Source organism: Mycobacterium sp., from assembly GCF_052143115.1.
In the GTDB taxonomy this organism is placed as follows: Bacteria; Actinomycetota; Actinomycetes; order Mycobacteriales; family Mycobacteriaceae; genus Mycobacterium.
This window is the reverse complement of sequence record NZ_JBKQTQ010000349.1, coordinates 1-6715: the sequence shown is the minus strand read 5'-3', so window position 1 is coordinate 6715 and position 6715 is coordinate 1. Positions and strand designations below refer to the sequence as shown.

The following is a 6715-nucleotide window of genomic DNA, read 5'->3' as shown; positions in this document are numbered from 1 at the left end:
GATCAAGCGCACCACGATCTGCTGCGTCGGGATGCTCGCACTGATCGCCGGGACGGTCTCCTACCTGCACATGCACCGGGCATGTGAATCGGACGGCAACGTTTCGGAGTCCCCTCGCATACGTGCGTCATCACAGCTGAATCGCGCTTAACTGTCGACACCGCGGGGGACAGCACCGCCTCTGCCGCCGCCCCGCGGTCCGGATCGCCACGCGGACGTGGAAGGAAATCGAACGCTTTACTTGTAGTAACGTCGGCTGCGGGCCCCGTCGTGAAGCGGGTGTGAGACCTAACCAGTGGAGGTGCCGGGATGGCCGAGCTCGCGGCGAGGCATGCCCGATGGCGTCCTGGAGGTCCCGCAGGCTGGCCCCAGCGTCAAAGTCCCTGGTGATGCCGTCAAGCCCGGCGACACGCCAGCGAGCGTGTGCCTGCACGCAGGTGGGTTCTGGCTCTTGTTACATGCCCACGACCAGGCACGATGCTAGCGATTAGACCCCGGAATGCATACCAGCTGCAGAAGTCCGGCCAGGCGTTTAGCCGAATCCTTCCGCGTCGCGGCTATCACCCTTGTCGGGTATCGAAACGCTGGCTCACATTGGCCGCTAGCTTTGGCGGGGCGAATCCACGTGCCAGGGTTTTCCGTGACTCCCCGCAAGCAGCCGGTATGATTCCCCAGACCGTACGCAAGTCGGCGATGCCGGGAGGCAAGCGTGACCGCTGCTGGAGATGCGCAGGCCGGACCAACGACGAGTCGGATGCAGGACGCGGTGCGTCTCCTGCTTCTGATCGACGGAGCGGCTGAGCCGTTGGCCGACCCACCTCCTCCGGAAGCGCCGCCTGGGGCCGTCGCCGTGCTGCGCACGCAGGTCGCGCTTCAAAAGATGGACTTTTGGCTGCGCAATCCGGACTACCTTGCCAACGAGCTCCTCGATCGCTACGAGGACACCGGCGCCGCAGATCTTCTTGCGGAGGCGGAACGGATATTAATGTCGGAGGAGCCAGAAGTACGCCGCTTCCCGATGCTGCGCTACCGATTCGGCGCGTACGAGCCGCTGGACGGCGCGCTCTCGGTGCTCTCCAGTGTCGGCCTTGTGCTGCGCCGCCGCGAGGGGACGCCTGGCCACACGCGGCAGCACAACTACTACCTGACGGCGGTCGGCCGGTCGGTGGCACGTGACATGGTGGCCGACGTGCCCGAGCTGTCGTACTACGTCAACCGGGTGGCGCTTCTCGTTCGGCTTACATCGGGGTACGGCGGGACCCAGCTAAAGGACATCCAGTACGACCAGCAGGAGTACGCAGAGGCGGCACTCAACACGCGCATTCAGTCGATCGCCTCCCGTGTCCGTTCGCGACTCCTTGCGATGACCGGAGCGGCACAGTGACGGTCCAGCCCGTCGGAAACCTTGTCGACGCGGTCGCCACCCGCGCAGGTGTCGACAGCGCCATCGTTCTCGAGGTGCTGGCCGCGCATGGCATCCCGACCGCGACGGTACCGACTGCCCGCAGGTCACTGCGGGTCACGCGGCTCCGGTTGCGCGGCACGAAGACCGGCGTCCCGGAAGCTGGTCCCTTCGACCGCACATTCACGCTTCCCGCTGGCGTCGTCATGGCGGTGGGGCCGAACCTGCGCGGCAAGACGAGCCTGCTCGAGATCATCACCCTCTGCTTGCGCGGCACGCCGCGCGAACTTCAGCTCGATGTCGCCACGTGGCTCGACACAGTGGAGTGCGACGCAGATGTGAACGGTGTGCCGCTGCGATTCCGGCTCCAGATTTCCGACGGGCAAATCACCGACGCGACTATCGCGGAGCTTCCTTCAGAAGGGTCACGGGGCGGTGCCGGGCTGATCCCTGGGCGCACCCTGGTGACCGCGACTTCCGCCGAGGAGTATGCCGCAGCGGTCGACGCCTTCATGCTCGACCGGCTCGACCTCGACCCCATCTACGCCGCTATCCGCGACGGCGGCCAGCAGCGGCATGCATGGCCGTCATATTTCGGCGCGCTTTATCCTCCCACCGGCGGCGACAAAGTACTTCTCGGTGAGACCGTGATGGGCGGACTTGCTGGTCGCCTGCTCATGGTGTTTCTCGATCTGCCAGGCGCAGCCCTCTTGACCCGGGTGAACACCCTTCGCGAGACGCTTCGCGCGCAGGCAAGGACACGGACCGCGTCGGCCGATCCCGCTGGGTCCCGCATCGCCGAACTCCGTGCGCAGCACCAGGAGCAGCTCGACCAGGCCCATCGCGCGTTGGCCGCGCTGCCTAAGGGGCCCGCTGCCCCAATTGCCGAGCTCGCCGCCCGTGTTGCGGCGCTAGGTATACAAGTAGCGGACGCTGACGCCAATTGGCGGGCTTTGGAGGCAGCGCATCGACAATCGAAGGCTGCGCGTCTCGAAGACGAGCGCGCGCTCAACAACGCCCGCGAGACTGCCGTCGTCGCAAGACTCTTTCACGGCCTCGATCCGACCAACTGCCCCCGGTGCGAGACACCCGTCGGTGCCGACCGCCGCGCCAGCGAGACTTCGGATCACCGATGCGCTGTGTGCGCCTCGCGCCTGACTGACGACGACGACGCGACCGCTGACGTCATAGCCGAACGTGAGGAGGCGCTTAAGGCGTCGCGTGCTGCCGAAGCGGAGTCGTTGCGTGCCTTGGAGGATCAGGAGCGCCGCGTCGGCGCGCTCACCGCGGACCTGCAGGCGCGTGAGCGTGAACTCACTGAGGCGCGTGCCGCTCGGGAGGTCGGCGAGCGAGCCGCGCTCGAGGCTGTGGTCGCCCGCAGCGAGGGCGCGCTCGCCGTCCTCACGCAGGCCGTTGCGCCTAGCGGCACCACCGAAGAACCCGACCCGACGCTGACTGTCCTTGACGCGCTGCATGCTGAGCTCGATGAGCGGCTGCAGGCAGCAGCGCGCGGACTGCTCGAGACCCTCGGCCAGGAGATCGCCGAACTGGCGCGCCGCTTCGGAATGCACTCGGTCACCGCCGTCACGCTGAACCGCGCCGCTCGAATGGACATCACGAAGGGGGGCGTCGCCGCTGGCTCGTTCAGTCGCCAGAGCCCGGGTGAGAGACTCCGGCTGCGTATTGCGACCGTCATCGCGCTGGTGCGTGTAGGCACTCGGCTCGGTATCGCCACGCACCCGGGGTTGTTGATGATCGACAGTTTGCGCGCTGAAGAAGTGCAGGACGCTGACGCGCATGCCGTCGTGGACGCGCTGGTCCAGATAGCCGCCGACACGCCCGGGCTGCAAATCCTGACCACTACGCAAGACCAGACGCTTCCAAGAGGGAGACTCGGAGAGGAGGCCGTGCTGCGCCCAATGCCGGGTGGCGATGCCCTCTGGTGATGCTCCCCACCGACAGAGCGAAGGAGCGCCCGTATGATCGGCCCGGTCGAGACCGCGCTGCTCGCCGCAGCCAGGGACGGCGCAGTAGCCGACCTTAACTCGCTCGGAGCCACTACGGATGTCACCGCCGAAATGGTCACACTCGCGGCATCCCCAGCGGCGCCGCTAGCCGCTGCGGCCCTCACTGTCGCCACCCGGCGCGCTCCCGGAGGCGGTTGGGGGCCCGCAGTCGAGGAGTTCAGCCGTGGGCTTGCCGCGCAGCGCAGCGTCCTTGCGCTCGCTGACACCGTCGATGAGCTCCTCGCCGACCCGGCAGTCGCGAGCGCTGCTGCAGTGGGCATCCACGGGCTGTTGCTTCGCGATCCAGACCCGCTCATCACTACGAACCCACATCTTGCCGCGACTCGCCTAGAGGCGGCACTGCGGGTAGCCCTTGCCGGCTCCGGCACCCCCTACCTCGTCCTGCACAGGCTTACCACCATTCCTAACGACGCCCCCGACGAGTACGCCGAGGCAATCCCTCGCCTCATCGGCGCCGCGCTCGATGCGTGGGGCGCTGACACGTCTTTGACCGCGCCGCTCGTCGATGCGCTGCGTGTGCTCCGCGCCCACCATGCGGCGACCGCCGATGCGACGTTCGAGCTGGCGTGCGACACCCTACGTACCGCATTGCGGCTCCCCAACGCGGAAGCTGCTACTGCCGTGCTCGCCGACGCGGCCGACGAGTTCGCCGCGGCCGAGGAGCTCGATGAGGCTCGCGACGACGCCGCGGCGTATGGCTCCGTCTGCCGCGCGGTAACCGCGTTTGCCGCCGGTGACTACGACACCCTGGTAGCCGCGGCTGCTCGCCTCCGCCTAGTCCTCGGCCGCCGGGACGCTTGGCACCTGAACTCCCACCTGCCTGCGTGGCGGCAGCCTGTCCGCGACGCTGAGACCGACTGGTTGGCTCTCGTCCTCGCTCTCCGTGACGCCATTGACAGGCTCCGCGAGCGTAGCTGGCTAGATACAGTCGCGGCCATCGGCCAGATCGCGCGCGTTTACGCCGCCGAGCGCACCACGGCCCCCGCGCCTGGTCTCACAGCAACCATCCGCCCGGCGGTCGAGAACGCTGTTGCAGCGAATGCCGTCCTCGCTGATCAGCTGCTCCGCGCCGTCGACAATGACCGTGCCCGCGGCCAGCCTCTTCTCCCGGCCGCGGCTGACGAGCTCGCCGCAGCAATCCGTCGACGTCACGTCCAGCAACCCGGCGACGACGACGACGCCGAGGACGACGACGCCGAGGAGGGCAAATATGCAGACAAACGTCTCGCGCGCATCGCGCCCCGACTCGAGCGCCTCGGACGCGAAGTCTGCCGCGCGCTTGAGACCGCCTTGAACGACGAGCAGCTTGCTGAGCTCGATGCGCTTCTTGTCTCCAGCGAAGCTGTCGATGTCAACGCCGACCCACTCCTGTCGGAAATGCGCAGCCACATCCTCGACGCGCTGAGCGCCAACCCGCGGTTCCGTGCCGACGCCCGCGCTGCCGTCGTACTGCTGCTCAACCGCACGCTGACATTCCTTCGCGACCGCTACGACCGCGGCGGCCCACTGTTGCCCAACGGCACCGACATCATCCGCATGCTGGGCGATGGCGATCGCGTCCCCGTCGAGGCCGACCTACAGTACGAGTTTTACGTCTGGCTCGCCACCTCGTGGCCGCTCGCAGGCAGGGTCACACTCGAGCAGCCGCGCGTCGGAACGGGCCGCGTCGACGTGATCACCTATGCTCTCGACGTTCGTCTCGCCACTGAGGTCAAGCGCGAGCTGGACAACAGCAGCCCGGAAGCATTGGAAGAGTACGTCCCGCAGACAGCGCAGTATTCCGGATCGAGCGAACCGTTCAGCCAGCTGCTCGTTCTCGATCTCACCGACCACAGCAACGGCGCGCGACCGCTACTCGATCTCACTTGGGTCGCCGAGCATCGCGCGGACTCGGACGCGTCGCCCCAGCATGTCATTGTGGCCGTCGTCGTCGGTAATCGCCCGACGCCGCGTCAGCTCACCGACAGTACTGCCCGTCGCCGCAAGAATTCCCGCCGACGCGGCTCGCGCTGATATCCGTCCCATCACATCACACTGCGTCAAACTACCGCAGCAGTACTTCCGCGCCGGATCAGCCGAGAACGCCGCCATCATCGAGCGCATCCTCGGCAACCGACCAGCGGCTCACCAGCCCATTGCCCCTTTCCGGCTTTAAGCCTCGTCACCCCCGGGGTGGTCAGATCCGCGGGAAATCCGGGATCTTCTTGGTCAGGAGCGCGTCACCAGGGGCGAAATAGCGGGGTTTTCTGACCGGGTTCTTGGGGCTCAGTACTGGTCCGCGCATCCGTTGTCGCTAGCAATGATCATGATCAGGCCGCTAGTCATCCCGGTGTAGGGAACGAACGTTTCCCCTACACCGGGATGACCGGGCGACCCGGCGAAGATCGTCGCTAGCACCCAACGGCCATGCGGATCTTCCCGGACCTGGAGCCGGTCATGCAGGTCTGCGCCATACGCGCACGTAATTCCGTTCCGGACGCCGGCCTAAGCGACGTCCTGACGCCCAGACGTCATGGCGTCTTCCTGCGCCTGTACTCCTGCACCGCGGGGGCGAGCAGAACGGCGAGTCTCGCCTTCTGCTCTTCCGAAAGCGGAGGCGCTAGGTGGGCCAGCTTGCGGAGGTACTCATCCCGTCGTTGCTTGTACCTGTCCAGCTGCTGCTGCCCGGCCTTGGTAATCTCACGACTGGCCATCAGGTCCCCTGCACCGGGTAGATCTGGTCCTGCGGGCTCTTCCACGAAGAAACAGACGCGCATCGCCCGCTCACGGTGTACCTCCCGCAGGACCGGCGCGGTACTCCGCCGTCGTGCAGGCCGCCGGAGAACGGCGGCATCCGCGCTCCGCTTGCGCCCCTCGGCGATCCACCTTTGGTATCGCCTCCGGGCCGGCACCGGCCTTACGGCACAGTTCCGTCGCCTGGCGGGCCAGCGGCTCGTGCAGCTCGCCCTCGGACGCGTCCTCCATGACCCCGCACACCTCGGCCCGCAGGTCAGCCCGGCCACCGGCGAGCTCGCGCAGCGCAGCCACCGCGGTGGCCTTTTCATCCGCGGTCAGCTCGCGCCACTTCGCGTGATGTTTCGCCTCGCTCGAGATCTTGGCGGCGAGAATCCGGTCAGCTTGCGGGCGCTTACCGATCACGCGTTCTAGTATCGTCCAGCCTGCGGGGGAGGCGCCGGGCCTGCTAGGGAAGGCGACCGCCCCGCTCAGGTTAGGGGGCGGGGGGCTGACAACCGGTACGCGGCCCAGCGCGTCCTACAGGGGCGAGCGGGGATCGTCTGGGTCGCCG

Annotated in this window: 5 protein-coding genes; 3 read left to right on the top strand and 2 right to left on the bottom strand. The window is 67.2% G+C overall.

The window, feature by feature from the left end; translation table 11 throughout:
• Positions 1-709 precede the first annotated feature (709 nt).
• From ACLQI9_RS33220 to ACLQI9_RS33210, 3 genes are read left to right on the top strand one after another with little or no spacing between them, the layout of a single operon-like run.
• Complete coding sequence (locus tag ACLQI9_RS33220; protein ID WP_442392926.1) at positions 710-1384, top strand: hypothetical protein; 675 nt, start codon at positions 710-712, stop codon at positions 1382-1384.
• Complete coding sequence (locus tag ACLQI9_RS33215; RefSeq protein WP_442392925.1) at positions 1381-3348, top strand: hypothetical protein; 1968 nt, start codon at positions 1381-1383, stop codon at positions 3346-3348. Before ACLQI9_RS33220 ends, ACLQI9_RS33215 begins: the two co-directional genes overlap by 4 nt.
• A 33-nt stretch (positions 3349-3381) precedes the next feature.
• Entirely contained in the window at positions 3382-5442 is a 2061-nt protein-coding gene (locus ACLQI9_RS33210) for a hypothetical protein (protein ID WP_442392923.1), read from the top strand.
• A gap of 497 nt (positions 5443-5939) precedes the next feature.
• On the opposite strand, the gene ACLQI9_RS33205 is transcribed toward ACLQI9_RS33210, so the two are convergent.
• A complete protein-coding gene (locus tag ACLQI9_RS33205; protein ID WP_442392921.1) occupies positions 5940-6122 on the bottom strand; it encodes a hypothetical protein in 183 nt (60 codons plus the stop codon).
• A 70-nt stretch (positions 6123-6192) separates the two neighbouring features.
• The gene (locus tag ACLQI9_RS33200; protein ID WP_442392919.1) at positions 6193-6567 is read right to left on the bottom strand and encodes a hypothetical protein; all 375 of its coding nucleotides are present in this window, start codon (positions 6565-6567) and stop codon (positions 6193-6195) included.
• Positions 6568-6715 lie beyond the last annotated feature (148 nt).

Coding starts and splice junctions, on each gene's coding strand:
- ACLQI9_RS33210 (WP_442392923.1), top strand. CDS start 3,382: ATGATCGGCCCGGTCGAGACCGCGCTGCTCGCCGCAGCCAGGGACGGC.
- ACLQI9_RS33205 (WP_442392921.1), bottom strand. CDS start 6,122: ATGGCCAGTCGTGAGATTACCAAGGCCGGGCAGCAGCAGCTGGACAGG.